General features: G+C 73.0%; 1 protein-coding gene and 1 pseudogene. Both read left to right on the forward strand.

All coding sequences use genetic code 11. The features are described 5' to 3' along the window. Nucleotides 1–373: pseudogene (locus DLJ59_RS00260) on the forward strand (DNA polymerase Y family protein); the annotation flags it as partial. Between the two features lie 39 nt (nt 374–412). After that, a partial coding sequence (locus DLJ59_RS00265) for an error-prone DNA polymerase (protein WP_124770533.1) occupies nt 413–3,126 on the forward strand: 2,714 nt, incomplete at its 3' end.

A 3,126-nucleotide genomic window follows, 5' to 3' on the forward strand; every position in this document is an offset into this window, starting at 1 on the left:
GCCCGCCAGTGCCGGTCGACCTGCGGATCGCAGTGGAGGCGGAGCTCCGCCGTGGCCGGGCCGGCTGCCGGCGCCCGCGCCGGCGGTGGTGCTGCCCAGCCCGCTCGCGGCCACGGTGCACGACGCCGCCGGCGAGCCGGTGGTGATCAGCGCGCGGTTGGCGGTGAGCGCACCACCGGCGCGGCTGGTGGTCGGTACCGGCCAGCCGGCGGAGATCGTGGGCTGGGCCGGCCCGTGGCCGGTGGACGAGCGATGGTGGGCGCCGGCCGAGGCCCGCCGCCGGGCCCGGTTCCAGGTCACTCTGGCCGACGGCGCCGCCCTGCTGCTGGCCGTCGAGGCCGGGCAGTGGCTGGTGGAGGCGATCTATGACTGAGTGCACGGCCCCGGGCCCGATCAGATCGGGGGTACGGGGATGAGCTTCCACAACCCGAAGATGCCCTGGTCGGAGCTGGAACGGGTGCTCTCCGGTCGGCCCGGCGGCGGCTCCGGCCGGTCGGGCGGCGGGCGGTCGCGCGAGCAGCGGCACCTGCACGTGGTGGACCCGCTCGCCGTGGACGCCGATGGCGGCGACTCCCCGGCCTGGAGTCGCCGCCGCGAGCAGTACCAGCCGCCGGAGCTGACCCGCCCCGACGGCGTGGTGCCCTACGCGGAGCTGCACGCGCACACCAACTTCAGCTTCCTCGACGGCGCCAGCCACCCGGAGGAGCTGGCCGAGGAGGCGGCCCGCCTGGGGCTCACCGCGCTCGCCGTCACCGACCACGACGGCTTCTACGGGGTGGTCCGCTTCGCCGAGGCGGCTCGTACGCTGGGCCTGCCGACCATCTTCGGCGCGGAGCTGTCCCTCGGGCTGCCCGGCCCGCAGAACGGCGAGCCCGATCCGCTCGGCGCGCACCTGCTGGTGCTCGCCCACGGCCACGAGGGGTACGCCCGGCTGGCCACCACCATCGCCCGCGCCCAGCTGCGCGGTGGGGAGAAGGGCCGCCCGGAGTACGGGGACCTGGAGGAGGTTGCCGCCGAGCTGCGTGACCATGTGCTGGTGCTGACCGGCTGCCGCAAGGGCCACGTGCCGGGGGCGCTGCTCACCGAGGGGGTGGACGCGGCGGCCCGCGAGTTGGACCGGCTGACCGCGCTCTTCGGCGCGGAGACGGTGGCCGTGGAGCTGACCGACCACGGTCATCCCGTCGACGCCGACCGCAACGACGCGCTCGCCGAGCTGGCCGCCGCGGCCGGGTTGCCGACGGTGGCCAGCAACAACGTGCACTACGCCAGCCCGGGCCGGCGTCGGCTGGCCACCACCGTCGCCGCGGTCCGGGCCCGACGCAGCCTGGACGAGATCGACGGCTGGTTGCCCGCGGCGGCCACCGCCCACCTGCGCAGCGGCGCGGAGATGGCGGCCCGGTTCGCCGCGTACCCGGGTGCGGTGGCGCGGGCCGCCGAGTTCGGCGCCGAGCTGGCCTTCGACCTCCAGCTCGTCGCACCGCAGCTACCGGCGTACCCGGTGCCGCCGGGGCACACCGAGATGAGCTGGTTGCGGAAGCTGACCGCCGACGGGGCGCACGAGCGCTACGGGCCGCCGCAGGCGCACCCGGCGGCGTACGCGCAACTCGACCACGAACTGAACATGATCGAGGAGCTGGGGTTCCCCGGTTACTTCCTGGTGGTCTACGACATCGTCACGTTCTGCCGCGACCAGGACATCTACTGTCAGGGCCGGGGTTCGGCGGCCAACTCGGCGGTCTGCTACGCGTTGCGGATCACCAATGTGGACGCGGTCCGGCACCAACTGCTCTTCGAGCGGTTCCTCGCCCCGGAACGGGACGGCCCACCCGACATCGACGTGGACATCGAGTCCGACCGTCGGGAGGAGGTGATCCAGCACGTCTACACCCGCTACGGCCGGGAGCACGCCGCCCAGGTCGCCAACGTCATCTCCTACCGGCCCCGGTCGGCCGTGCGGGACGTGGCCAAGGCCTTCGGTTACTCGCCGGGGCAGCAGGACGCCTGGAGCAAGCAGATCGACAGGTGGGGCTCGGTCGCCACTGTCGATGTCGAGAACATCCCCGAGCAGGTGGTGGAGTACGCCAACGAGTTGCAGACGTTCCCACGGCACCTGGGCATCCACTCCGGTGGCATGGTGATCTGCGACCGGCCGGTGATCGAGGTCTGCCCGGTGGAGTGGGGGCGGATGCCCGGGCGTAGCGTCCTGCAATGGGACAAGGACGACTGCGCCGCGGTGGGCCTGGTCAAGTTCGATCTGCTCGGCCTGGGCATGCTCTCCGCCCTGCACTACGGCTACGACATGATCGGGTCCCGGCTCGACCTAGGCGACATGACCCTGGACGACCCGGAGGTCTACGACATGCTCTGCCGGGCCGACTCGGTCGGGGTGTTCCAGGTGGAGAGCCGCGCTCAGATGGCCACCCTGCCCCGGCTCAAGCCCCGCGAGTTCTACGACCTGGTGGTCGAGGTGGCGCTGATCCGGCCCGGCCCGATCCAGGGCGGCTCGGTGCACCCGTTCATCCGGCGCAAGAACGGGCAGGAGCCGGTGACCTTCGCGCACCCGCTGATGCGCAACGCCCTGGAGAAGACCCTGGGCGTGCCGCTGTTCCAGGAGCAGCTGATGCAGCTCGCCATCGACCTGGCCGGCTTCGACGCGGCCGAGGCCGACCAGTTGCGCCGGGCGATGGGCGCCAAACGGTCGGTCGAGCGGATGACCCGGATCGCCGAGCGGCTCTACGCCGGGATGGCCGAGCGGGGCATCACCGGTGAGCTGGCCGACGACGTCTACCGCAAACTCACCGCGTTCGCCAGCTACGGCTTCCCGGAGAGCCACGCGATGAGCTTCGCCTACCTGGTCTACGCCAGTTCCTGGCTCAAGCGTTACCACCCGGCGCCGTTCCTGGCCGCGCTGCTCAACGCCCAGCCGATGGGTTTCTACTCGCCGCAGACCCTGGTCGACGACGCCCGCCGGCACGGGGTGGAGGTCCGTCGTCCGGACATCAACGCCAGCGGCGCGAAGGCGGTGCTGGAGTCCACCCCGGACACCCGGTGGGGCAGCGGGCCGGGGGAGCCGCCGCACGCCTGGGGGCTGGGTGGCCGCGCCGTCCGGCTGGGCCTGTCCAGCGG

The organism is Micromonospora inaquosa (assembly GCF_003857055.1).
Lineage (GTDB): Bacteria > Actinomycetota > Actinomycetes > Mycobacteriales > Micromonosporaceae > Micromonospora > Micromonospora inaquosa.